Origin of the sequence: Xanthomonas bromi, from assembly GCF_900092025.1 — a bacterium.
GTDB classification, from domain to species: Bacteria; Pseudomonadota; Gammaproteobacteria; order Xanthomonadales; family Xanthomonadaceae; genus Xanthomonas; species Xanthomonas bromi.
Map to the genome: position 1 here is coordinate 136,336 of NZ_FLTX01000005.1, position 24,489 is coordinate 160,824.

14 protein-coding genes, 1 tRNA gene, 1 other RNA gene and 1 pseudogene are annotated in these 24,489 nt (G+C 64.5%); 16 read left to right on the forward strand and 1 reads right to left on the reverse strand.

Going from position 1 to position 24,489, the window contains the following annotated elements; translation table 11 throughout:
* Nucleotides 1-42 precede the first annotated feature (42 nt).
* The 8 genes from fabF to XBLMG947_RS02185 all read left to right on the forward strand — a co-directional run bounded on the left by fabF (nucleotide 43) and on the right by XBLMG947_RS02185 (nucleotide 6,665).
* Complete coding sequence (fabF, locus tag XBLMG947_RS02150; RefSeq protein WP_065466164.1) at nucleotides 43-1,278, forward strand: beta-ketoacyl-ACP synthase II; 1,236 nt, start codon at nucleotides 43-45, stop codon at nucleotides 1,276-1,278.
* A 174-nt stretch (nucleotides 1,279-1,452) separates the two neighbouring features.
* Nucleotides 1,453-2,808, forward strand: coding sequence for an aminodeoxychorismate synthase component I (locus tag XBLMG947_RS02155; protein WP_065466165.1), 1,356 nt, complete (start codon nucleotides 1,453-1,455; stop codon nucleotides 2,806-2,808).
* A 60-nt stretch (nucleotides 2,809-2,868) separates the two neighbouring features.
* On the forward strand, nucleotides 2,869-3,942 hold the full coding sequence (mltG, locus tag XBLMG947_RS02160) for an endolytic transglycosylase MltG (protein ID WP_065466166.1): 1,074 nt from the start codon (nucleotides 2,869-2,871) through the stop codon (nucleotides 3,940-3,942).
* Nucleotides 3,939-4,898: a DNA polymerase III subunit delta' gene (locus tag XBLMG947_RS02165; RefSeq protein ID WP_065466167.1), complete on the forward strand. Its 960-nt coding sequence runs from the start codon at nucleotides 3,939-3,941 to the stop codon at nucleotides 4,896-4,898. Before mltG ends, XBLMG947_RS02165 begins: the two co-directional genes overlap by 4 nt.
* Nucleotides 4,895-5,248, forward strand: a complete 354-nt coding sequence (locus XBLMG947_RS02170) for a PilZ domain-containing protein (protein ID WP_003483889.1) — start codon at nucleotides 4,895-4,897, stop codon at nucleotides 5,246-5,248. Before XBLMG947_RS02165 ends, XBLMG947_RS02170 begins: the two co-directional genes overlap by 4 nt.
* 163 nt (nucleotides 5,249-5,411) lie before the next feature.
* Nucleotides 5,412-5,486 (forward strand) — tRNA-Val (locus XBLMG947_RS02175).
* A 212-nt stretch (nucleotides 5,487-5,698) separates the two neighbouring features.
* Entirely contained in the window at nucleotides 5,699-6,133 is a 435-nt protein-coding gene (locus XBLMG947_RS02180; protein ID WP_139074344.1) for a hypothetical protein, read from the forward strand.
* A gap of 205 nt (nucleotides 6,134-6,338) precedes the next feature.
* Nucleotides 6,339-6,665, forward strand: coding sequence for a hypothetical protein (locus XBLMG947_RS02185; RefSeq protein ID WP_065466168.1), 327 nt, complete (start codon nucleotides 6,339-6,341; stop codon nucleotides 6,663-6,665).
* Between the two features lie 235 nt (nucleotides 6,666-6,900).
* On the opposite strand, the gene prpR is transcribed toward XBLMG947_RS02185, so the two are convergent.
* Nucleotides 6,901-8,502, reverse strand: a complete 1,602-nt coding sequence (gene prpR, locus XBLMG947_RS02190; RefSeq protein WP_065466169.1) for a propionate catabolism operon regulatory protein PrpR — start codon at nucleotides 8,500-8,502, stop codon at nucleotides 6,901-6,903.
* 145 nt (nucleotides 8,503-8,647) lie between these two features.
* On the opposite strand from prpR, the gene prpB reads away from it, so the two are divergent.
* From prpB to XBLMG947_RS02230, 8 genes and pseudogenes are all read left to right on the forward strand, one after another.
* Entirely contained in the window at nucleotides 8,648-9,544 is an 897-nt protein-coding gene (gene prpB, locus XBLMG947_RS02195) for a methylisocitrate lyase (protein WP_065466170.1), read from the forward strand.
* 75 nt (nucleotides 9,545-9,619) lie between these two features.
* A complete protein-coding gene (gene prpC, locus XBLMG947_RS02200; RefSeq protein ID WP_065466171.1) occupies nucleotides 9,620-10,774 on the forward strand; it encodes a bifunctional 2-methylcitrate synthase/citrate synthase in 1,155 nt (384 codons plus the stop codon).
* A gap of 144 nt (nucleotides 10,775-10,918) precedes the next feature.
* A complete protein-coding gene (acnD, locus tag XBLMG947_RS02205) occupies nucleotides 10,919-13,561 on the forward strand; it encodes a Fe/S-dependent 2-methylisocitrate dehydratase AcnD (protein WP_065466172.1) in 2,643 nt (880 codons plus the stop codon).
* A gap of 65 nt (nucleotides 13,562-13,626) precedes the next feature.
* The gene (gene prpF / locus XBLMG947_RS02210; RefSeq protein WP_065466173.1) at nucleotides 13,627-14,814 is read left to right on the forward strand and encodes a 2-methylaconitate cis-trans isomerase PrpF; all 1,188 of its coding nucleotides are present in this window, start codon (nucleotides 13,627-13,629) and stop codon (nucleotides 14,812-14,814) included.
* 518 nt (nucleotides 14,815-15,332) lie between these two features.
* The gene (locus XBLMG947_RS02215) at nucleotides 15,333-17,549 is read left to right on the forward strand and encodes a TonB-dependent receptor (protein WP_065466174.1); all 2,217 of its coding nucleotides are present in this window, start codon (nucleotides 15,333-15,335) and stop codon (nucleotides 17,547-17,549) included.
* 76 nt (nucleotides 17,550-17,625) lie between these two features.
* Entirely contained in the window at nucleotides 17,626-18,624 is a 999-nt protein-coding gene (locus XBLMG947_RS02220; protein ID WP_065466175.1) for a nucleoside hydrolase, read from the forward strand.
* A 61-nt stretch (nucleotides 18,625-18,685) separates the two neighbouring features.
* A non-coding RNA gene (locus XBLMG947_RS02225) (sX9 sRNA) lies at nucleotides 18,686-18,762 on the forward strand.
* Nucleotides 18,763-19,485: 723 nt separating this feature from the next.
* Nucleotides 19,486-24,373: pseudogene (locus XBLMG947_RS02230) on the forward strand (alpha-2-macroglobulin family protein).
* Nucleotides 24,374-24,489 lie beyond the last annotated feature (116 nt).

Consider the following 24,489-nt stretch of genomic DNA (forward strand, 5'->3'; position numbering starts at 1 on the left):
CACACCCCAAGCACCGTCCGTTCCGTGGTGAGGAGATCTGCAATGAGTCGTCGTGTTGTCGTTACCGGCATGGGCATGGTGTCGCCGCTGGGCAATGATCTGGCCAGCAGCTGGGATGGAATCGTCCACGGCCGCTCAGGTATTGGTCCGACCACGCACATCGATGCCTCGCAGTTCACCACCAGGATCGCCGGCGAGATCAAGAATTTCGACCCCACGCTTTTTGTGTCCGCCAAGGACGTCAAGAAGATGGATTCGTTCATCCACTACGGTGTCGGCGCCTCGTTCATGGCGTTGGACGATTCAGGGCTGGAGATCGACGAAAGCAATGCCGAACGCATCGGTGCCATTCTCGGCTCCGGCATCGGCGGGCTGTTCGGCATTGAAGAGCAGACCATCAAATTTCATGAGGGCGGCGTGCGCAAGATTTCGCCGTTCTATGTGCCCAGCACCATCATCAACATGCTGCCCGGCCAGGTGAGCCTGATCAAAGGCCTGAAGGGCCCGACGTTCTCGGCGGTATCGGCCTGCGCCACCTCCAATCATTCGATCGGCACCGCGATGCGCATGATCCAGCACGGCGACGCCGACGTGATGCTGGCCGGCGGTGCCGAGCGTGGATCCTCGCCGGGTTCGGTGGGTGGCTTCTGCGCGATGAAGGCGATGTCCACCCGCAACGACGACCCGACCGGCGCGTCGCGGCCGTGGGACAAGCAGCGCGATGGCTTCGTGTTGGGCGACGGCGCCGGCGTGCTGGTGCTGGAAGAGTACGAACACGCCAAGGCGCGTGGTGCGCGCATCTATGCAGAACTGGTCGGCTTCGGCGCCAGTTCCGATGCGTTCCACATGACCGCCCCGAGCGAAGACGGCGAAGGGGCCGCGCGCAGCATGGTGGCGGCGATGCGCGATGCCAAGCTCAACCCCGAGCAGATCGGTTATCTCAATGCGCACGGCACCTCCACACCGCTGGGCGATCTGGCCGAGACGATGGCCATGAAGCGCGCGTTGGGCGATCACGCCTACAAGACCATGGTGAGCTCGACCAAGTCGATGACCGGCCATCTGCTCGGCGCGGCCGGTGGCGTGGAAGCGATTTTTTCGGTGATGGCGCTGCATACCGGCATCATTCCGCCGACCATCAATCTGGAAGAGCCCAGCGAAGGCTGCGACCTGGATTACGTGCCGAACGTGGCACGCGAGGTACAGGTGGATGCGGTGATGTCCAACGGCTTCGGCTTTGGCGGCACCAACGGCACGCTGGTGTTCAAGCGCGTCTGATTCGGTATACCGGTCGCGTTGCCGGCATCTGCGCGCGATCCGTGGGGCTGCCGCATGCGCTGCGTGCGTGTGGGCCGGTGATGTGCAATCCTGCTATCAATCGTTGATCCACTCATCGCGCACGCGGCGTCTATCGCCGCGGCGCGCGTCTGCACCTTACGCCACGCCGGACCGATGACGCTTACCCGATCACTGCACGCGGACATCGACCTGCTGGCGCTGCATCGGCTGTCGCCGCAACGCTATCCTGCCCTGCTCGAGTCCACCGCTTCCGGCACCGAACACGGTCGTTGGGACGTGCTGCTGCTGGCAGAGGGCGCATGCCTGCGGCTGGATCCGGATGGCTGCACGCGCGATGGCGAGGGGCAACTGCTGGAAGGCGATTTTCTGGCGGCGCTGGATGCCGCCTGGCAAGCCGAGCGGGTGCCGCACGCGCCTGCAAGCCCATGGCCGTTTCGCGGCGGTTGGGCGCTGCTGCTGGATTACGAACTGGCCGCGCAGGTCGAACCGATTCTGCAGTTGCCTATGCGCACCGATGGCTTGCCCGCCGCGTTGGCGTTGCGCGCGCCGGCAGCGGTGCTGCGCGATCGCGTGCAAGGGCGCTGCGTGGCGCTGGCCGAGCCCGGCCGCGGGGATCTGTTGCAGCAGATCGTCGAAGACATCGCTGCCTGCGCCGCGCTGCCGCCGCTGCCTGAGTGGATCGGGCCGTTCGCGATCGAAGAGGATGCGCCCCACAGCTTCACCGCTGCGGTGGAACGCGTGCTCGATTACCTGCGTGCCGGCGATGTGTTCCAGGCCAATATCTCGCGTGCCTGGCATGCGGCATTCGCTACGGCGGTCGACCCGGCGGCGCTGCATGCGCGTCTGCGCGCGGCCAACCCGGCGCCATTCGCCGGACTGTTCGTTGCGGCCGGGCGTGCGGTGGCCAGTTCCTCCCCCGAGCGGCTGGTGTCGGTCCAAGGCGATGCGGTGCAGACGCGCCCGATCGCTGGCACCCGGGCGCGGTTTGCCGGCGACGACGATGCCGCGCGCATCCGCGAGCTGGTCGGGCATCCCAAGGAGCGCGCCGAGCACGTGATGCTGATCGATCTGGAGCGCAACGACCTGGGCCGGATCTGCGCGCCCGGGACGGTGGAGGTGGACGAATTGATGTGCGTGGAAAGCTACGCGCACGTGCACCACATCGTCAGCAACGTGCGTGGGCGCCTGCGCGCCGGGGTGACGCCGGGCGAGGTGATTGCCGCAGTGTTTCCCGGCGGCACCATTACCGGCTGCCCGAAGGTGCGTTGCATGCAGATCATCGCCGAGCTCGAACAGACCGCGCGCGGCGCCTACACCGGTGCATTCGGCTGGCTCAATCGCGATGGCGACATGGATCTGAATATCCTGATCCGCACTGCCGAGGTGGCCGGCAACCAGATACGCTTCCGCACCGGTGCCGGGATCGTGGTGGACTCGGACCCGCAACGCGAGCTGGACGAAACCCGCGCCAAGGCGCGTGGCGTGCTGCGTGCGATCGAGCAGACATGAGCGCTTCAACGGGACATCACCGGCGCGCGCTATCCTGCGCGACGCTGGGACAATGACGAGGTGGGTGTGGCGGTGACTGGCAAACGCGGATGTCTGGCCGTGCTGGGCACGGCATTGCTGCTCGCAGCGCTGCTGGCGATTGCTGCCGTGGTGGCGTGGCGGCATTACCTGCACTTCGCCGATACCCCCGTGTCTGCGAGCGCGCCCAGCGTGGTGATTGCGCCCGGCGATTCGCTCAAGGTGACGCTGCGAAAACTGCGTGCAGCCGGCCTGGAGCAGGGCACGGAACTAGAATGGCAGCTGCTGGCGCGCCAGGTCGATGCGGCCGGCAAGCTCAAGGTAGGCGAGTACGCACTGGCACCGGCGCTATCGCCGCGCGAACTGCTGACGCGCATGCGCCAGGGGCGGGTGATCCAGTACCGCTTCACGATCGTGGAAGGCTGGAATTTCCGTCAGCTGCGCGCTGCACTCGCCACCGCCACGCCGCTGCAACACTCCATCGAAGCATTGGACGACGCGGCACTGATGACGCGCCTGGGATTCGCCAAGCAGCATCCGGAAGGGCGCTTCCTGCCGGAAACCTATGTGTACCAGCGTGGCGACAGCGATCTGGATGTGCTCAAGCGCGCGCACGCGGCCATGGACAAGGCCCTGGCGCAGGCCTGGGAGCAGCGCACCCCGGATCTGCCGCTCGCCTCGCCGGAGCAGGCATTGATCCTGGCCTCGATTATCGAAAAAGAAACGGCCCTGGCCTCCGAGCGGCCGCTGATCGCCGGGGTGTTCCTGCGCCGTTTGCAGATGGGCATGAAGCTGCAGACCGACCCGACCGTGATCTACGGCATCGGCAGCAGCTACGACGGCAATATCCGTCGCCGCGACCTGACCACCGACACGCCGTACAACACCTACACGCGCACCGGCCTGACGCCGACGCCGATCGCCATGCCGGGCCGCGAGGCGTTGCTGGCGGCGGTGCGCCCGGCGCCCGGCGATGCACTTTATTTTGTTGCCGTTGGCGACGGCACCGGCGCGCACGCGTTCTCGGCGACGTTGGCCGAGCATAACGCGGCGGTGGCGCGCTATCTGCAGCGTCGCCGTTTGCCGAGCACGCCGCAGACGGAGCCCACCCCATGACCGCCGCCTTTTCGCCCTGGCAGCAGCGCGCCTTCGACCAGACTGTGGCGGCGCTGGATGCCGGCCGGCTGGGGCACGGCTTGCTGATCTGCGGCCCGGAAGGCCTGGGCAAGCGCGCGGTGGCGCTGGCGTTGGCCGAGCATGTGCTGGCCAGCTCGCCGGACCCGGCGTTGGCGCAGCGCACGCGCCAGCTGATTGCCGCCGGTACCCATCCGGACCTGCAGCTGATCTCGTTCATTCCCAATCGCACCGGCGACAAGCTGCGCACGGAAATCGTCATCGAGCAGGTGCGCGAGATTTCGCAAAAGCTCTCGCTGACGCCGCAGTACGGCATTGCCCAGGTGGTGATCGTCGACCCGGCCGATGCGATCAATCGCGCTGCCTGCAACGCCTTGCTCAAGACCCTGGAAGAACCGTCCCCCGGGCGTTACCTGTGGTTGATCAGCGCACAGCCGGCACGCCTGCCGGCGACCATCCGTAGCCGTTGCCAGCGGCTGGAATTCAAACTGCCGCCTGCGCACGAAGCGCTGGCCTGGTTGCTGTCACAAGGCGTCACTGAGCACGCCGCACACGAAGCGCTGGATGCCGCACGCGGCCATCCCGGTCTGGCTGCGCAGTGGTTGCGCGAAGACGGCCTGGCGGTGCGGCGCGCGGTTGCGCAGGATCTGGAGCAGATCGCCAGCGGCCGCGCTGGCGCGGTGGATGTCGCGCAACGCTGGACCAACGACGGCCAGGCCGATCAACGCCTGCGCCACGCCGCCGATCTGGCATTGGCGCAGGCATCGGCCGGCTTGACCGATCCGTCGCGGTTGCACAAGCTGGCGACCTGGTTCGACGCCGCCAACCGCACCCGCGATTTGCTGCGCACCACCGTCCGCGCCGACCTGGCAGTGACGGAACTGCTGCTGGCCTGGCGCGAGGGAGCGCACCAGACACGTTCTAGGGGAACTCGATGAGTGCAATGAATGCACGCCAAGGCATTTTGTCGCTGGCGTTGAAAGACAAGCCAGCGCTCTACAGCGCGTACATGCCGTTCGTGAAAGGTGGTGGCATCTTCGTGCCTACCCCCAAACGCTACATGCTGGGCGATGAAGTCTTCCTGCTGCTGACCCTGCCGGACTCCAGCGAGCGCCTGCCGGTCGCCGGCAAGGTCATCTGGACCACACCTGCCGGCGCCCAGGGCAACCGTGCCGCCGGCATCGGCGTGCAGTTCCCGGACGGCCCGGAAGGCGAGGCGGTGCGCAACAAGATTGAGACGCTGCTGGCGGGGCTGACCACCTCGGACAAGCCGACGCATACGATGTAAAGCTGCGGTGCTACGGCGGGTAGTGAGTGAGGCGCAAGGCCGAGTCACGATGCTGTCGCATCAGATCGAGGCGATGAACCTGCGGTTGCGCGGGGTGGCGGGGCCGGGTAAACAATTGTTGACGGCCGCCGCGGCTGCCCTATAATGTGCGGCTCGCGTCACCGGGCGGTTAGCTCAGCGGTAGAGCATTGCCTTCACACGGCAAGGGTCACAGGTTCGAACCCTGTACCGCCCACCATGATTTCAACGTGTAGCAGAAAAGCCGGCGAAAGCCGGTTTTTTCGTAGTTGCAGGGCAGCAACCGCAGGGTTTGGTGATATGACTGCGCGGCAGTCCCCTTTCGATGCAGCGATACAGGCGGTTACCGCCACCAACGCGGCGATATGGTATGCGATCGCTGGCGTCCGTTGCATGAGGAAGGCTCGAGACGCAGGAATCCCCTTTGAGCTGATGAGTGATGGCGACAACGTTGCGACCGAGCCATTTCCCGGTCTTGGCGTGAACTGCACCTTCAAGGTCTACGCGGAACAGGTGCGCAAGCGTGTGCAGGAAGTCGTTCGATATACCGCGCGGCAAGCAATCGTCGAAATCTCTGATGCCCTGTGGAGGGATGCGTCGGCATCAGACCTCAAGCTGAGCCATGAAAATGCGCCCGCCGTTGTCTTGCTGCGCGCCTTGCGTAACGCGTATTCCCATCGCAGAGATGACCGGGCTTTCGGTAATGCAAAGCTGCCGCTTCGGTGGCGACAGCTGGATCTTGTTCCTGGAATGCGGGGTCTAACAGTCAGCGAGACGATATTTCTTGATGAGCAACTCTGGCTCATTAACGAGGTGATCTATCTACTCGATCCCGGCAGCGCCTTGACGACACAGGTTCAGCGTTGAACTGGGCGCTGCGCGGCTTGCCGGGTCTATCGATGGCGCCAGCGACTAACTCCCAGGCTGATAGCACCATACCTAACCGAGAGTGGTGCCCGGCACGATTTGCGACAGACGGTGCGCATAAGCACTTTTCGCTAGGGCCAGTGCCTTGCGAGCCCGATAGCGAATTGCCATCCTGCAAGGCCTCCCGTTTCGAGATGGAGTGGCGATGAACACGCTACTGGGAAGTGTGCTGGTTGCGACGCTGCTGCTCGCCGGGTGTGCCCGCGACGCGGGTGAGCAGTACGTGGGCAAGTGGGTCAACGTGAAGTCGGAAAACAACGTGCTGAGCATCGAGCATAATGGTGAGAGTTTCATCATTCGCGACACCCGGCCGGAGCTGTCCGGCAACGGCGTCAAGACCCGCAATCATCCTGCGCTGCTGACCAAGGGCGTGCTGCAGGTGTCCAACGGGGTTGGTACGGTCAACTACGCGATCGATGAGGCGACCGGCAAGCTGAGTACAGGCGATACCGAATACACGCGGGTCAAGTGACTGCGAGACGCTCGGTCAACGCGCGTGCGAGGGCGTTGGCGGCATTGCGGTTGACGAGGTGAGCATTGCACGAAAGTGCGATGTGCTGTGTGGATTGCGGCGCACGCCGCTATGAGCGCGGACCGTGCAATCCGTGAGCTAAGCGCGCAATGCCATGCCGTCGTCTCCCGCCTGAGCGTGGAAGGATGAGAATGCACGCGTCGTCTGGTCTGTAATGCAAATCCGCGCTTGTGTCCTATGCGCGCGATGCCAGTGCTTGCGTATGCATCCAACGCCACAGCGTCGTGCGCGATACGCCGAGTGCTTGCGCGGCAAGCGTGCGATTGCCGTTGGCATGCTCGAGCGCCGCGCGGACCGCGGTGGCGGTGAGCTGCAAGCGAGAGGTCGCCAGGTCGGAGTGCTCACCCATTGCGTCGCGGTGGCCGAGCGGTGCATCGAATAATTCAGGCGCCCAGCGTTCGAGTTGTTCCAGGCTGACACTGTCGTGCGGTTGGGCTTTCCAGTGAATGCACAGGCGTTCGACCAGGTTGCGTAGCTCGCGCACGTTGCCTGGCCAGGTGTGTTGTTGCAGGCGTTGCGCTGCAGCTGGCGACAACGGCGATGCGCTATTGCCGAGTTGCTGGAAATAATGCGCAAGCAACACCGCAATGTCGTTGCGGCGATTGCGCAAGGGCGGCAAGGCGATGCGGAGTGCGGCAAGGCGATAGAACAGGTCGCGGCGGAAGCGGCCTTGTTCGACCAACTGCTGCAGGTCCTGCAGGCTGGCGGCGATCACGCGCACGTCGACTGCAACGGGCACGGTTGCGCCAACGCGCAGTACTTCGCGTTCTTCCAAAACGCGCAATAGTCGCGTCTGCAGTGGGATCGGCAACTCGCCGATTTCGTCGAGAAATAACGTGCCGTCCTGCGCGGCTTCGATCAGGCCGGTGTGGCCACCGCGGCGTGCGCCGGTAAATGCGCCATCGCTGTAGCCGAACAATTCCGCTTCCAGCAGCGATTCGCTGATGGCGCCGCAATTGATCGCAACGAAGCGGCCGCGGCGGCGACTGCCAGCATGCAGTTGCCGTGCAACCAGTTCTTTGCCGGTGCCGGTCTCGCCGCTGATCAACACGGTGCCGGCATGTGGCGCATACAGCTGCACCAACTCGCGCACCTGCAGCATCGCGCTGTCTTCGCCCAGCAGGGCATCGGTTCGTCGTTCGCGGCGCGTGGCGGCGCGGCCAACGGCGCGGTCCGTGCTTGGCGCGGTGCCCAGCGCGATTGCCTGTTCCAGCGCCTGGCGCACCGAATCAGCCGAATACAGCAGCACGCCTGGCAGATCGGCCTGCTCGGCGAAATCGATCGCCATGCCGGTGCCGACGATGACCTGGATGCCGCTGGCTTGCAGGTCGGCAATGCAGTCGCGCGCATCCTCGGCGGTGACGAATCGGCGGTGTTCGATCTCCAGATCGAAGCTGTTCTGGAAGGCGCGAAACGACGGCACATCGCTGGCATGGGTGACCACGCCGATGCGTGGCGCAATGCGACGCGCACGCGCCAGCGCTTCCATCAGATCGAAACCGGTGGCCTGAATCGGCGCCAGCGGCAGCGGAAGGCGGCTGCGCAGGAAGGCGGCATTGGAGCCGCCGGCCACCAGTACGTCGCACCGTTCGCGGCGCAGGCGCTGACCGATCAGCTCTACCGCTTCGGCAAAACCGAGGTTGATCTGCTCGATGCGCGCGCGCTGGTCGAACTCGGGGATGACATCGGCCAGCAGCCCGGTCAGGCGCGAGACGCTGACGGTCCAGATCACGGGCAAGCAGGTGTCTGCGGATTCGGAAAGCGTCGGGTTGCGCATTGAACTGCTGCGTTTCAGTTGTGTTTCACACTAGGGCAAGTGTTGCATACTTGCAACACATGAGGTGGCGGGCCGTATAGGAATCAATCGCTTGCGCTTGGCACGGTGTTTGCGCCTACGTAGACATCCCATCCAAGGAACCGTCATGACGTCCTCCTCCATCGCTTCTGCCGGTCTGCGTTTCCGCGCCGCGCTGGCTGCCGAATCGCCGCTGCAAGTGATCGGCGCGATCAACGCCAACCATGCACTGCTGGCCCAGCGTGCCGGCTATCAGGCGATCTACCTGTCTGGCGGCGGGGTGGCGGCCGGATCGCTGGGCTTGCCGGATCTGGGCATCAACACGCTGGAAGACGTGCTGATCGACGTGCGCCGCATTACCGATGTCTGCGCGCTGCCGCTGTTGGTGGACGTGGACACCGGCTTTGGGCCGAGTGCGTTCAATATCGAGCGCACCATGAAATCGTTGATCAAGGCGGGCGCGGCCGGCTGCCATATCGAAGACCAGGTTGGCGCCAAGCGTTGCGGGCATCGGCCGGGCAAGGAGATTGTGAGCCAGGGTGAAATGGTCGACCGGGTCAAGGCGGCGGCCGACGCCAAGACCGATGCGGCGTTTTTCCTGATCGCACGCACCGACGCGATCCAGATGGAAGGCGTGGATGCGGCAATCGAGCGCGCCATCGCCTGCGTGGAGGCCGGTGCGGACGGCATTTTTGCCGAGGCCGCCTACGATCTGGAGACCTACACGCGTTTTGTCGATGCGGTGAAGGTGCCGGTGTTGGCCAACATCACCGAGTTCGGCAAGACCCCGCTGTTTACGCGCGACCAGTTGGCACAGGCCGGCGTGGCGATCCAGCTGTTTCCGTTGTCGGCATTCCGCGCTGCCAACAAGGCCGCTGAGGCGGTTTACACGGCGATTCGGCGCGATGGCCATCAACAAGCCGTGCTGGACAGCATGCAGACGCGCGAAGAGCTGTACGAACGTATCGGCTATCACGATTACGAGCAGCGTCTGGATGCGTTGTTTGCACGCAAAGGCGCATGATTACGCGTTGCTGATCATCTTCGTTGCCACCTCGTCAGTCACACCGCGACACGACACAGTTTGGGAGCTCATCGCATGAACGACGCCGTCAATCCTGGTTTCAAACCAAAAAAATCCGTTGCCTTGTCCGGCACTGCCGCCGGCAATACGGCCCTGTGCACGGTGGGGCGTAGTGGCAACGATCTGCATTACCGCGGTTACGACATTCTCGATCTGGCCACCACCAGCGAGTTCGAAGAAATTGCGTATCTGCTGGTGCACGGCAAGCTGCCCAATAGCGGCGAACTGCGCGGTTACAAGGCCAAGCTGCGTTCGCTGCGCGGTGTGCCGGCTGCAGTGAAAACTGCGCTGGAACAATTGCCGCCGTCGGCGCATCCGATGGATGTGATGCGCACTGGCGTGTCGGTGCTGGGCTGCCTGCAGCCGGAAAAAGACGACCACAATCATCCAGGCGCGCGCGATATCGCCGACAAGTTGATGGCATCGTTGGGCTCGATGCTGCTGTACTGGTATCACTACAGCCACAATGGCAAGCGCATCGAGGTGGAAACCGATGACGATTCGATCGGTGGGCACTTCCTGCATTTGCTGCATGGGTTTGCGCCGAAGGATTCGTGGGTGCGTGCGATGCACACCAGTCTGATCCTGTATGCCGAGCACGAATTCAATGCGTCTACATTCGCCAGCCGCGTCATTGCCGGGACTGGCAGCGATATGTACAGCGCCATCGCCGGTGGGATCGGCGCATTGCGCGGACCCAAGCACGGTGGCGCCAACGAAGTGGCGTTCGAAGTGCAGAAGCGTTACGACACGCCCGATGAAGCGGAAGCCGATATCAAGGCGCGTGTGGAACGCAAGGAAGTGGTGATTGGCTTCGGGCACCCGGTGTACACGGTGTCCGATCCGCGCAACAAGGTGATCAAGGAGGTGGCGCGCGAACTCTCCGATGAGCAGGGCAGCCGCAAGATGTACGACATCGCCGAGCGCCTGGAAACGGTGATGTGGGACATCAAGAAGATGTTCCCCAACCTGGACTGGTTCAGTGCCGTGAGCTATCACATGATGGGCGTACCCACAGCGATGTTTACGCCGCTGTTCGTGCTGGCACGCACGGCCGGTTGGAGCGCGCACATCATCGAGCAGCGCGTGGATGGCAAGATCATTCGGCCTTCCGCCAATTACACGGGTCCGGAAGATCAGGTGTTCGTGCCGCTGGATCAGCGCTCCTGAAAACCGCCGCGTGCGACCGGCCCTCATCCGCCCTTCGGGCACCTTCTCCCGCCTTGCGGGAGAAGGGAGAGTGGCGAGCAGTACGTGGTGAATAGCAATGCCAGCAACAGCAACAGCCCCCGCCGCTTTGTGATATCGCCAGCCATGAACAGCCAATACCGCAAGCCCTTGCCGGGCACCTCGTTGGAGTATTTCGATGCACGCGCCGCCATCGATGCGTTGCAGCCCGGCGCGTATGCGGCATTGCCGTACACCGCGCGCGTGCATGCGGAAAACCTGGTGCGGCGGGCCGAGCCGCAACTGCTGGAGGCCTACCTGCGCCAGTTGATCGAGCGCAAACGCGAGCTGGATTTTCCGTGGTTTCCGGCGCGTGTGGTCTGCCACGACATCCTGGGGCAGACCGCGCTGGTCGACCTGGCAGGCCTGCGCGATGCAATCGCCGAACAAGGTGGCGACCCGGCGCAGGTCAATCCGGTGGTGCCGGTACAGCTGATCGTGGATCACTCGCTGGCGGTGGAATACGCCGGCTTCGACAAGCAGGCGTTCGCCAAGAACCGCAGCGTGGAAGATCGCCGTAACGCCGATCGCTTCCACTTCATCGAATGGACCAAGCGTGCGTTCGAGAACATGGAAGTGATTCCGCCTGGCAACGGGATCATGCATCAGATCAATCTGGAGAAAATGTCGCCAGTGATCTATACGCTGGATGGCGTGGCGTTTCCGGACACCTGCGTGGGCACCGACAGCCATACGCCGCATGTGGATGCGCTGGGTGTGATCGCGGTGGGCGTGGGCGGACTGGAAGCGGAGAACGTAATGCTTGGGCGCGCCTCGTGGATGCGCTTGCCGGACATCATCGGCGTGGAATTGACCGGACGACCAGCGCCCGGCATCACTGCCACCGATATCGTGCTGGCATTGACCGAATTCCTGCGCGCGCAGCGCGTGGTCGGCGCGTATCTTGAGTTTTACGGCGATGGCGCGCGTGCACTGACCATCGGCGACCGCGCGACCATTTCCAATATGACGCCGGAATTCGGTGCGACAGCGGCGATGTTCTCTATCGACCAGCAGACCATCGATTACCTGCGCCTGACCGGTCGTGAAGACGCCCAGGTTGCACTGGTGGAAACCTACGCACGCCACACCGGCTTGTGGGCCGACGATCTGGCAACTGCGCAATACGAGCGCGTGTTGCAGTTCGATCTGTCGAGTGTGGTGCGCAACATGGCCGGGCCGTCCAACCCGCACAAGCGCGTGGCGACCACCGAATTGGCGGATCGCGGCATTGCCGGTGCGTGGAAGGACGTGCCGGGCCAGATGCCCGATGGCGCAGTGATCATCGCGGCAATTACCTCGTGCACCAACACGTCCAATCCGCGTAATGTCATCGCCGCCGGTCTGCTGGCGCGCAATGCGAATGCACGTGGCTTGACCCGCAAACCCTGGGTCAAGAGTTCGTTGGCGCCGGGGTCCAAGGCGGTGCAGCTGTATCTGGAAGACGCCGGCTTGCTGAGCGAGCTGGAACAGCTGGGTTTCGGCATCGTGGCGTTCGCCTGCACCACCTGCAACGGCATGAGCGGGGCGCTGGATCCGGTGATCCAGCAGGAGGTCATCGATCGCGACCTCTACGCGACGGCGGTGTTGTCTGGCAACCGTAATTTCGATGGCCGCATCCATCCGTATGCCAAGCAAGCATTTTTGGCCTCCCCGCCACTGGTCATCGCCTATGCCATCGCCGGCACGGTGCGCTTCGATATCGAAAAAGATGCGCTCGGCTTCGATGCGGATGGCACTCCGATCACGCTCAAGGAGGTGTGGCCGAGCGATGCCGAGATTGATGCGGTGGTGGCGCGCAGCGTCAAGCCCGAACATTTCCGCAGCGTCTACGACCCGATGTTCAAGCGCAGCACGGGGCAGGGGATCAGCGTGAGTCCGCTCTACGACTGGCGCCCGACCAGCACGTATATTCGCCGCCCGCCGTATTGGGAAGGCGCGTTGGCCGGCGCGCGTACGCTGCGCGGTATGCGCCCGTTGGCAGTGCTGGGCGACAACATCACCACCGATCATCTGTCGCCGTCGAACGCGATCATGGCCGGCAGTGCGGCCGGTGAATATCTGGCGCAGATGGGTGTGCCGGAGGAGGACTTCAACTCCTACGCCACCCATCGCGGCGACCATCTCACTGCACAGCGTGCCACCTTTGCCAATCCCAAGTTGATCAACGAAATGGCGGTGGTCGATGGACAGGTGACGGCCGGCTCGCTGGCGCGCCTGGAACCGGAAGGCCAGGTGTTGCGGATGTGGGAGGCAATCGAAACCTACATGACGCGCAAGCAGCCGTTGATCATCATTGCCGGCGCCGACTATGGGCAGGGTTCCTCGCGTGACTGGGCCGCCAAGGGCGTGCGGCTGGCGGGCGTGGAAGCGATCGTGGCCGAAGGCTTCGAACGGATTCACCGCACCAACTTGATCGGCATGGGCGTGTTGCCGCTGGAGTTCAAGCCGGGCACCGATCGCAAGACCTTGGGCATCGATGGCAGCGAAACCTTTGATGTGGTTGGCGAGCGCACGCCTGGCGCCACGCTGACGTTGTCGATCCAACGGCGCAACGGCGCGCAACTGCAAGTGCCGGTGACCTGCCGTCTGGATACTGCAGAGGAAGTGTCGATCTACGAGGCGGGTGGGGTGCTGCAACGCTTTGCGCAGGATTTTCTGGAGAGCCGGGAATCCGGGGGCGGGAGTCGAGATTCGTCAAAAGCGACATCGGCACCGCAAGCACACTAGCGTCCATGGTTGCCGGCTCGTACCGTCGTACTCATACCTCATTCCTAAATACTGGCCGTTCCCCCATGCCCCATCGTCCCCAACTCCGCATCCCCGCCACCTACATGCGTGGCGGTACCAGCAAGGGCGTGTTTTTCCGTCAGCAGGATCTGCCGGTTGCCGCACAACAGCCGGGGCCGGCGCGCGATGCGTTGTTGTTGCGGGTGATCGGCAGTCCCGATCCGTATGCCAAGCAGATCGATGGCATGGGTGGGGCGACCTCGAGCACCAGCAAGAGCGTGATCGTGTCGGCAAGCACGCGTGATGGGCATGACGTGGACTATCTGTTCGCGCAAGTTTCCATCGATAGCGCGTTCGTGGACTGGAGCGGCAACTGCGGCAACCTGTCGGCAGCCGTCGGTCCGTTCGCGATTTCCAGCGGCTTGATCGATCCGGCGCGCGTGCCGCGCGATGGCGTGGCGACGGTGCGCATCTGGCAGGCGAATATCGGCAAGACCATCGTGGCGCATGTGCCGATGACCGATGGGCAGGTGCAGGAAACCGGCGACTTCGAACTGGATGGCGTGACCTTCCCGGCCGCCGAAGTGCAGCTGGAATTTCTCGACCCGGCCGACGATGCCGAAGGCGAGGGTGGTGCGATGTTTCCCACCGGCAATGTCATCGATCAACTGGAGATTCCCGGGCTGGGGACGCTCGATGCCACGCTGATCAATGCGGGCATTCCGACCATCTTCGTCAACGCACGCGATCTGGGTTACACCGGTACCGAACTGCAGGACGCCATCAATGGCGACCCGTCTGCCTTGACCATGTTCGAAACATTGCGCGCACACGGCGCGGTGCGGATGGGCCTGATTGCGAAAGTGGAAGACGCCGCCACGCGGCAGCACACGCCCAAGGTCGCTTTCGTGGCGCCCCCGGTCGACTACATCGCGTCCAGCGGCAAGCCGGTGCACGCGGCCGAGATCGATCTGTTGGTACGTGCAATGTCGATGGGTAAATTGCATCATGCAATGATGGGCACCGCAGCGGTGGCGATCGGCACCGCTGCGGCGGTGCCGGGCACGCTGGTCAATCTGGCTGCCGGAGGCGCGGCGCGCGCGGCCGTGCGTTTCGGGCATCCGTCCGGCACCTTGCGCGTCGGTGCGGAGGCCACGCTGGTCGATGGCCAGTGGCAGGTGACCACGGCGCTGATGAGCCGCAGTGCGCGGGTGATGATGGAAGGCTGGGTCAGGGTGCCCGCGCCGGAGTGAGGCAGGCGCGGTGGTGAGTTGCCATGGGCAGCGTTCGGTATCGCCAAGACGCGCGGCAATGCGCTGCGGTCAGGTGGGTTTGGTCCCTGGATGACAGAACCGATGGCTTACCGGTTGGGCAGTGATGGAAAGCCAAGGTAACGCTCCTGCGCTGCGCGCAGGCATCATGTCGGCGCTGCCGGGCGACAGCACCCGTTCCACGTCCGTCGTGCATTGCACAAGCACTGCCTGCGGGAGCGATTTGATGGCCGCGACGTAGGGACCTGACGACAGCACACGCGGCAGGTTTTGTCGGCGACAGGAAGCCGTGCAGAAGACGTCGCTTGAACGGACATCGGGAGATTGGCTCTGCTCTGGCGCACACATCGCATTGGCGTGTTGCATTAATTCGAACGATTTTTCAAATTATGGAAACTTTTTCGCACGCGCTCTGCCATATTTGTGTAATTCGTGTTAATTCTGTTGCACTGCGGCACGCAGGCCGGGCCGCCCCGCCATCAGAATTCCGGAGTCTTCTCATGTCCGCCAGCCGGTCGCTCAAGATCAGCGCGCTCGCCGTTGCCGTCGTTTCCCTTCTTCCGCTTTACGCCGCCGCCCAGCAGGCGCCCAGTGACGACGGTGTCGTGCGTCTGGATGAGGTCAAGGTCACGGTCGAGCGCCGCTCGGAAGACTCCAAGGACGTGCCGGTCTCCGCATCGGTGTTGCGTCCGGAATTTCTGGATGCCATCTCCACCAGCGGCTCGGACATCCGCGTGCTGGCCGGCAAGGCGCCCAGCCTCAACATCGAATCGTCCAACGGCCGTGTGTTCCCGCGCGTGTACATCCGCGGCTACGGCAACACCGACTTCAACACCTACGCCTCGCAGCCGGTGTCGTTGATCTATGACGACGTGGTGCAGGAAAACGCGTTCCTGAAGGGCTTCCCGATCTTCGATCTGGAAGGCCTGGAAGTGCTGCGCGGCCCGCAGGGCACGCTGTTCGGCCGCAACACGCCGGCCGGTGTGGTCAAGTTCAATTCGGTCAAGCCGACCATCGGCGCCAATGACGGCTACGCCAGCCTGTCGTACGGCACCTACGGCACGATGACCCTGGAAAGCGGCCTGAGCATCGCGATGGGCGAGCATTGGGCGGCGCGTCTGTCCACCTTGGGCCAGCGCCGCGACGATTGGGTGGAAAACCGCGATGGCCGCGATCTGGAAGGCTATACCGATTCGGCCGTGCGTCTGCAGCTGCTGTACCAGGCCAGCGACGATTTCAGCGCGTTGTTCAACGCGCATGCGCGCCATCTGGATGGCACCGCACGGCTGTTCCGCGCCAACGTCATCCAGCCGGGGACCAACCAGTTGGTCGACGGTTTCGATCCGGAAAAATCCTTCATCGACGGTGCCAACCGCCAGGAACTGCAGACCTACGGCGGTAGCGCCAACCTGACCTGGGATCTGGGCGACATTGCGCTGCACTCGATCACCGCCTACGAAGGCATCGGCAAGTACTACAGCCGCGGCGATATCGACGGCGGCTTCGGCGCGGTGTTCGCGCCGCCGTCCGGCCCGGGCGTGATTCCGTTTCCGGTGGAAACGGCCGGCGGCATCAAGAGCCTGGACCAGTACAGCCAGGAAGTACGTGCGGAATCGCAGTACGAAGGCCCGCTCAACTGGCAGGCCGGCTTGTACTACTTTCATGACGATGTGGAAGGCGAGAACTACACCTACAACACCCTCAGCGGCGGCGATCTGGCCAGCTACCAGCTGACCCGCCAGCGCAACACCTCGTGGGCGGCGTTCGGCTCGTTGAACTACGCGGCCACCGACCGGTTGAACCTGCGCGCCGGCATCCGCTACACCTACGACAAGAAGACCTTCGACGTGCTGGCGCTGGACCGCGTCACCCTGGTCGAGCCGTCCAGCGGCGAGACCGACAACTCCAAGGTCACCGGCGACCTGGCGGCCACGTTCTCCATCAACGATGACGTCAACGTGTACGCACGTGCCGCACGCGGCTTCCGCGGCGCCAGCTTCGGCGTGCCCTCGGGTACCGCGCCGCTGACCGTGGCCGAGCCGGAGACGGTGGATTCGTTCGAGGTCGGCATCAAGTCGGATCTGTTCGACAACCGCGCGCGCCTGAGCTTCGACATCTACGATTTCCGGGTCAAGAACCAGCAGCTCACCGCGGTGGGCGGTACCTCCAACGATGTGCGTCTGCTCAACGCCGACAAGACCAAGGCACGCGGCGCCGAGTTCGACTTCGAAGCGCTGCTCACCCAGAACCTGCGCGTGACGGCCGGTGGCGCCTACAACTGGACCCGCATCGACGACCCGGCCCTGTCGGTGGGCGTGTGCCGCACCTGCACCGTGACCGATCCGCTCACTGCGGCCGGCAATGCCATCATCGACGGCAATGACCTGCCGCAAGCGTCCAAGTGGATGGCCAACGCCACGCTGCGTTACGGCATCCCGATGGGCAACGACGGCGAGCTGTTCTTCTACACCGACTGGTCGTACCGCAGCGAAGTGAATTTCTTCCTGTACGACTCCAAGGAATTCACCGGCCAGCCGCTGGTCGAAGGCGGCGCCAAGATCGGCTACAACTGGGGCGCCGGTGCGTACGAGGTGTCGGTGTTCTGCCGCAACTGCACCAACCAGATCCGCGTGACCGGTGCGATCGACTTCAACAACCTCACCGGCTTCATCAACGACCCGCGCATCGTCGGTGCGCAGTTCCGCGCCAATTTCTGATCGGCGTCGTGGTGTAGCACTATCGAACCGCCGGCGATCATGCCGGCGGTTTTTTTATGGCAGCAGGAGTTGGTAAATGCAGCGGACCTGGCAACGTGCGTGGGTATGGATGGCAATGTGGTGCGTGTCGTCAGCCGCGTGGGCGCAGCGGCCCGTCGCGGCCGTGCAATCTACGCCTGCATTGATGCAGGCCGAGAAAGTGGTGGTGTCTACCGATGTCGGAGACGACGTCGACGATGCGTTTGCGTTGGGTTTGCTGCTGCGTAGCCCGCAGGTGCAGGTCCTGGGCGTCGCATCGGCGTGGGGTGACACGACGTTGCGTGTGCAGTTGCTGCAGCGGCTGTTGCAGCAGGCCGGGCGCAGCGACATTCCGTTAGCCGTGGGTAAGCCCACCACCAGCACAATCGCCTTCAGCCAGGCGCGCTGGGCCGCGAAAGGGCAACTGCCGACCGGCTTGCCCGATGCGGCGGCGATGATCCTGCAGCAGGCGCGCCGGCATCCCGGTGAGGTCACCTTGCTGGTGTTGGGGCCGATGACCGATGCCGCGCTGGCGCAGCAGCGCGATCCGGCCGGCTTTGCCAAGCTCAAGCGTGTGGTGGCGATGGGTGGGTCGGTGCGGGTGGGCTACGGCAAGTCTGCGTATCGCCCGGCCAGCGCGCCGGCCGCCGAGTACAACATCGTGTCCGATGTGGCTGCTGCGCAGCGCGTGTTCGCGGCCGGCGTGCCGATCGTCCTGCTGCCGCTGGATGCCACGCAGATCACCCTGGAAGAGCCCGAGCGTATCGCGCTGTTTGCGCACGGCGATGGCCTGACCGACGCGCTCACCCAGCTCTACTACCAGTGGCGCAACACCGACCAGCCCTGGGCCAGCGCAACGCCGACGGTGTTCGATGCCGTGCCGGTGGCCTGGCTGCTGCGCCCCGCACTGTGCCCGACCACGCCGCTGCATCTGGATGTCGATGCGCAGGGCTACACCCGCGAAGGACCTGGTATGCCGAACGTGCAGGCGTGTCTGCGTGCAGACACGCCGGCGTTGATCGACCTGTACATGCGCACGGTGTTGCAGGTGCGCTGAGAGCGTCTATCAACACCACTGCGTTGCCGCCAGATGGGCGCGGCCGGTGGTCGGAATCGGCATGCAGCATTCGTAGACTCCGGTTCTGCGTGCGCCATCCACACCTGCCTGACGACTGCTCGCTGCGTTTTGTCAGCCGCGCTAATAGCGGCGAGCGAACGCAGTGAGTGCCCGCCTGGCGGTTAGCGCAGTGGTTGTGTTGGCTGCACTTTATTGGAGGTAGTCAACAGCCTGGTTGGTCGAGGGCGCGGCGCCCTCACCGCTCGCGGGACACGCCGTGAATCCCTCCGTGGAGGCTCGGTGGCGGCATCCATGCCGCCACACGGTCCCGCAGGCGGCGAGGACACCGCACCAGAAAGTGCGTCGGCTGCTTTGTTGAAAGCCTGCCCGTTAATCACGTTGCGTTGCGAAGCTGATGGACGCGCAGTGATCCAGTCAACGCAGGTCATGCATTGCCTGCAATCATGCGCACCGATACTCTCGAGTGGTCCTTGCCCGCCCACCATCGCGGGACCTTACCCGGCATGTATACTGGGTAAGCGCCTACATGGACGTACGTGCGGCGTGTCCTGCGATGGGGAGTGAGCACCGGCCTGCAGCCAAGTCGCAGCCCTGCGGCCGTTTAATAGATAGATGGCGTGAAGTGGTTTAACTGGTCGCTGTAAGCGCGCTACTAAACAACTACGCTCATCGCCAATCGAGCGCATCGCTGCCATCGCGAGGCTAGCCTTTTAGCCCACGATCACAGCCCATCGGCAAGTCCACGACGAGCCACACATGCGACATCGGCGGCGTGAAGCACGTCGCTATACTGGCCGCCTCAGTCATGGGGTAGCACGAATGGATAGCCAGGGATCACGGATGATGCGGTCGGGCACAAGGCGCATGTTGCTGTGGGTGGTGTTGCTGGCCGTGGCGATCGGCGCGGTGGCGTGCAAGCGCAACGAAAACGGGCAGCTGCCTGCTGCCAGCGGCGAGGCGATCAAGGCCGACAAGCAGGCCATCACCGGGTTTGCGCTGGCGCGTGCCTATCCCGACCAGACCGGCGATGGCCTGTCGCTGGCACTGGAATTTTCGCGTCCGCTGGTGGGCACGCAGGATTTCGATGCGCTGGTGCGCTTTGAAGAAAAGGTCGGCACCGGCGACAGCAGCTGGTCGCTGTCCGACGACGGCGAGACGTTGCGCTACCCGTACGTGGAAGCGGCGAAGGACTACACCGTCCTGATCGACGCCAACCTGCTGGCGGCCGATGGCAGCCGCCTGGGCAAGCCGCTCAAGCAAAAGGTCTCTACCGGCGCGCTCAAGCCGGTGGCCGGGTTCGCTTCGCAGGGCAGCGTGTTGCCGGCGCGCGAAAGCCGCGGTTTGCCGGTGGTGTCGGTCAACGTGCCCGAAGTGGACGTGGAGTTCCTGCGTGTGCGCGAGAAGTCGCTGCCGGCGTTCTTCCAGCAGTTCCAGCGCGGCGGCCGTCGTGGCAGCTGGGAGCTGGGAGCGAATACAACCACAAACAACCGCTGTCCAAGTTGGCCGAGCCGGTGTACGTCAATCGTTTCATCCTGGGCGGCAAGCAGAACGAGCGTGTGCTGACCTACCTGCCACGCAGGACATCAAGCAGTTGCAGGAGCCCGGCCTGTACGTTGCGGTGATGAAGCGCGCCGGCAGCTTCGAGAACGAACAGGAGACATCGTTCTTCACCGTCAGCGGTATCGGCCTGCATACGCGCGCCTACAAGGACAAGTTGTTCGTGCACACCGCCTCGTTGCAGAGCGGCGAGCCGATCAAGAACCTGGACGTGCGCATCCTCGATGCCAAGGGCGAGTTGTTCCTCAAGGGCGCCACCGACGGTAACGGCAATGCGTTGCTCAACTAAACGCTCGACGCCGGCCATGTGCTGGTGGCGCGCGGCAAGACCGATATCTCGGTGTTGCCGTTCAACCAACCGGCGCTGGATCTGAGCGAATTTGCGGTGGCCGGGCGCCAGAGCGCGTGGTTCGACGTGTTCGCCTGGGCCGGCCGCGATCTGTATCGCCCCGGCGAAACCATGCGCGTCTCGGCGATCCTGCGCGACAACGACGGCAAGCCCGCCAAGCCGCAACCGGTGTTCCTGCGGCTCAAGCAGCCGGACGGCAAGACCTTCCGCGAAACCAAGCTGCAACCGGGCGAACAGGGCTACTTCGAATTCACCCAGCAGATTCCCGCCGATGCGCCGACCGGCCGCTGGCAGGTGGAATTCCGCACCGACCCGGCCAGCAAGGATGCCGTGCAGGGCATGACCGTGCGCGTGGAAGAATTCCTGCCCGAGCGCATGAAGTTGGATCTGGATGCCGCACAAAAGACCTTGAGTGCGGGCCAGCCGTTCACGCTGGTCGCCAATGCCGCGTATCTGTACGGCGCGCCGGCCGATGGCAACCGCTTCACTGCCAAGCTGGCGGTCAGCGTCGAGCAGCATCCGCTCGATTCCTTGCCGGGCTGGTTCTTCGGCGACCCCACCTTGGAGCTGCCGCGCGAAGCCAAGGACGTGATCGACGCCGAGTTCGGCAGCGATGGCGTAGTGCGCGAAGACATCGCGCTGCCGGTCGAAGCCAAGCCGGTCAGCACGATTGCGGCGGTGGTCTCGGGCAGCGTGTACGAGACCGGCGGGCGCACCGTCACCCGTACCGTCAAGCGCGTGCTGTGGCCGGCCAAGGCGCTGGTTGGCGTGCGTCCATTGTTCGACGACAAGGACGGTGCCGATGCCAATGGCAACGCACGTTTCGAACTCACCCGCGTGGATGCCGACGGCAAGCCGCAGCCGGCCAAGGGCCTGAAGGCCACGCTGGTGCGCGAGCTGCGCGACTACCACTGGAACTACCCCGACGACCATTGGGACTACGACTTCACCCGCCGCTTCGAGAACAAGGACACCCGCACGCTGGATGTGGGCAGCGCCAACGCCAAGCTCGATGTCCCGGTGGAGTGGGGCGAGTACCGCCTGGACGTGTTCGACCCGGCCACCGGGCTGTCCACGCGTTACCCGTTCCGTGCCGGCTGGAGCTGGAACGACGAAAACCGCGGCCTGGATGCGCGCCCGGACACGGTCAAGCTGGCGCTGGACAAGACCGGCTACCGCGCCGGCGACACGCTCACCGTCACGCTGACCCCGCCGCATTCCGGCAAGGGCGTGCTGCTGGTGGAAAGCGACAAGTTGCTCTACGTGCAGGACATCGACGTCAAGCCGGGTAGCACGTTCGAGATTCCGGTCACCGAGGCCTGGGAGCGCCACGACGTCTACGTCACCGCGCTGGTGTTCCGTGGCGGTACCGCGCCGAGCAAGATCACCCCCGCGCGTGCACTGGGTGTGGCGCATGTGCCGATGGATCGCAAGGCCCGGCGTGTGGCGGTGGGCCTGTCCGCGCCCAAGCAGATGCGCCCGGAGCAATCGCTGCCGGTGACGGTGAGCGTGCCGGAACTGGCTGGCAAGGCCGCGCACGTCACCATCTCGGCGGTGGACGTGGGCATCCTCAACATCACCCGCTTCCCGGTGCCGGATGCCAACGCACCGTTCTTCGCGCAGCGGCGCCTGGGGACCGATGCCTATGACATCTATGGCCGGGTGATCGAAAGCTTCGAAGGCGCCAGCGGCAAGCTCAAGTTCGGCGGCGACATGGCGCTGGAAGCGCTGCCGCAGGCCAGGCGCCCGACCGCACGCGTGCAGACCGTGGACCTGTTCTCCGGCTCGGTGACGCTTGACGCCAAGGGCAATGCACGCGTGCAACTGCCGGTGCCGGATTTCAACGGCACCTTGCGGGTGTCGGCGCTGGTGTACTCGGACACGCGCTACGGCAGCCGCGATATGGAAACCATCGTGCGTGCGCCGATCCTGGCCGAGGCCAGCATGCCGCGCGTGATGGCGCCGGGCGACCGCAGCACGGTGACGCTGGACGTGCAGAACTTCACCGGCAAGCCGGGCGAGTTCAACGTGCGTGTGGACGGCATCGGCCCGCTGCCGATTGCCGAGGCGGCGCGCGCCATCAAGCTGGGCGTGGATGCCAAGCAGACGCTGAGCTTCCCGCTGACGGCCACCGAAGGCTATAGCGTGGCCAAGGTGCGCGTGCGCGTGGACGGCAATGGCTTCAAGGCCGACCGCAACTACGAGCTGCCGGTACGTGCCGGATGGCCGCAGGTGTTGCGCACGCAGACCCGCGTGCTCGACCCGCTGGCACCGGCGACCCTGGACAGCCATGCCGACGGCCTGATGGCCGGTTCGGTGACCGCGCGCATGCTGGTCAGCCCGCTGCCGCCGATTCCGTTCGCCAGCGCCATGCAGGGCGCGCTGGACTACCCGTACGGCTGCGCCGAGCAGACCACCAGCAAGGGCTACGCAGCGCTGTTGCTGGACGAGGCGACCGCCAAGGCGCTGGGCACCAAGGGGCTGGATGCGGCCACGCGCCGCGAGCGCACGGAAGGCGCGTTCGGCCGACTGGCGTCGATGCAGATCGCCAGCGGGCATTTTTCGATGTGGGGCGACGATGGCTACGTCAATCCGGGCCTGACCCCGTATATCGCCGAGTTCCTGCTCGACGCCAGGGACGCCGGCTTTGCGGTACCCGATAACGTGCTGCAGAAGGCACTCAATCGCCTGAGCGAAGATCTGCTGTCCGGTGGCAATCAGTTCTATGGGCAGGACCGTCGCGAGAACCTGAAGTTCGCCAACCAGGCGTGGTCGGGTTACGTGCTGGCACGCGTCAACCGCGCCCCGCTGGGCACGCTGTACGACAACCAGCGCGGCAAGGCGTTGACGGGCCTGTCGCTGGTGCATCTGGGCGCGGCGTTGTCGTTGCAGGGCGACAGCAAGCGTGGCGAGGCAGCGATCAAGGCCGGGTTCGCCAAGGACAGCGCCGAGCGTCCGCGCTATCTGAGCGATTACGGCAGTGTGGTGCGCGACGATGCCTTGATGATGGCGTTGCTGCACGAACGCGGGCTGTCCAAGCCCGAGTACGACACCCGCGTGGTCGCCCTGGGGCATGCACTGGATGCACGCCGCGCTGGCGGAGTGTTGTGGCTGAGCACGCAGGAACAGATCGCGCTGGCGCGGCTGGGCAAGGCGTTGATGGTGGGGCAGGGTAAGCAGGTCTCGGGCAGTGCGACCGTCGGCGATGCGGTGCAGCAGATCGCACCGGCCCGCGTGTTCGGACGCAGCTTCGACAGTGCGGCGCTGGCCTGCGGCGTGCAGTTCGCGCCGCAAGGCGAAGCGCCGATGTATGCCAGCATCGAAGTGGCCGGCATCCCGCGCAGCGCACCGGAGGCAGATACGCGTCACCTCAGCGCGGAGCGCAGCTGGTACACCACCGACGGCAAGCCATGGACGCCGCGCGCGTTGAAGGAAGGCGAGGCGCTGATCGTGCGCGTCACCATCACCGCCAACGAATCGATGCCCGACGCCTTGCTCACCGATTTATTGCCGGCCGGCCTGGAAATCGAGAATTTCAATCTCGGCGATGCCAAGCAATGGGCCGACGTGGTCGTCGACGGCATCGGCATCAGCGAGCGCTCCAGGGCCGCCGACGTCAAGCACGAAGAATTCCGCGATGACCGTTATGTGGCCGCGCTGGCGCTGTCGTCGGGCAGCAAAGCGCAGGTGTATTACCTGGTGCGTGCGGTGACGCCGGGCACCTACACCGTGCCGCCGTCGCTGGTGGAAGACATGTACCGGCCGGAGTTGCGTGGCGTGGGCCGCACCACCCCGGCAACGATCACGGTGGTGCAGCCGTAAGGCGGCGTTGCTCCTGGCTATGTCCTTCTCCCCTCGTGACATTGTCCCCCTTTATGGAGGAGAAGGTGCCCCGCAGGGGCCGATGAGGGTACGTGCGAAGCCTGGTGTCATCGATT

Bases quoted from the DNA above. Each gene is read 5' to 3' on its own strand.
- prpF (WP_065466173.1), top strand. From the start codon at position 13,627: ATGCCCCATCGTCCCCAACTCCGCATCCCCGCCACCTACATGCGTGGC.
- acnD (WP_065466172.1), top strand. From the start codon at position 10,919: ATGAACAGCCAATACCGCAAGCCCTTGCCGGGCACCTCGTTGGAGTAT.
- XBLMG947_RS02215 (WP_065466174.1), top strand. From the start codon at position 15,333: ATGTCCGCCAGCCGGTCGCTCAAGATCAGCGCGCTCGCCGTTGCCGTC.
- XBLMG947_RS02185 (WP_065466168.1), top strand. From the start codon at position 6,339: ATGAACACGCTACTGGGAAGTGTGCTGGTTGCGACGCTGCTGCTCGCC.
- prpR (WP_065466169.1), bottom strand. From the start codon at position 8,502: ATGCGCAACCCGACGCTTTCCGAATCCGCAGACACCTGCTTGCCCGTG.
- XBLMG947_RS02220 (WP_065466175.1), top strand. From the start codon at position 17,626: ATGCAGCGGACCTGGCAACGTGCGTGGGTATGGATGGCAATGTGGTGC.
- XBLMG947_RS02180 (WP_139074344.1), top strand. From the start codon at position 5,699: ATGAGTGATGGCGACAACGTTGCGACCGAGCCATTTCCCGGTCTTGGC.
- XBLMG947_RS02155 (WP_065466165.1), top strand. From the start codon at position 1,453: ATGACGCTTACCCGATCACTGCACGCGGACATCGACCTGCTGGCGCTG.
- prpC (WP_065466171.1), top strand. From the start codon at position 9,620: ATGAACGACGCCGTCAATCCTGGTTTCAAACCAAAAAAATCCGTTGCC.
- XBLMG947_RS02170 (WP_003483889.1), top strand. From the start codon at position 4,895: ATGAGTGCAATGAATGCACGCCAAGGCATTTTGTCGCTGGCGTTGAAA.
- XBLMG947_RS02165 (WP_065466167.1), top strand. From the start codon at position 3,939: ATGACCGCCGCCTTTTCGCCCTGGCAGCAGCGCGCCTTCGACCAGACT.
- prpB (WP_065466170.1), top strand. From the start codon at position 8,648: ATGACGTCCTCCTCCATCGCTTCTGCCGGTCTGCGTTTCCGCGCCGCG.
- fabF (WP_065466164.1), top strand. From the start codon at position 43: ATGAGTCGTCGTGTTGTCGTTACCGGCATGGGCATGGTGTCGCCGCTG.